The 232-nt window shown below is 62.5% G+C and carries 1 pseudogene; it reads left to right on the top strand.

Going from position 1 to position 232, the window contains the following annotated elements:
• Positions 1–232: pseudogene (locus tag SB753_RS41990) on the top strand (methyl-accepting chemotaxis protein); the annotation flags it as partial.

The following is a 232-nucleotide window of genomic DNA, read 5'->3' as shown; positions in this document are numbered from 1 at the left end:
CATCGCGACCGGTTCAAGCCAGATTGCGTCGGGCAACGTGGATCTGTCGTCGCGCACGGAACAGCAGGCGTCGTCCCTTCAGGAGACCGCATCGAGCATGGAAGAACTGACGACCACGGTGAAGCAGAACGCGGAAAACGCGCAGCAGGCGAGTACCTTGTCGGCCAATGCGTCCGACGTGGCGTCGAAGGGCAATGGCGTCGTCGGTGAAATGGTCGGCACGATGGGCGAG

The organism is Paraburkholderia sp. SIMBA_053 (genome assembly GCF_046534895.1).
GTDB lineage: Bacteria > Pseudomonadota > Gammaproteobacteria > Burkholderiales > Burkholderiaceae > Paraburkholderia > Paraburkholderia caledonica.
The sequence above is the reverse complement of the archived record's forward strand: the minus strand, read 5'-3'. Positions and strand labels throughout refer to the sequence as shown.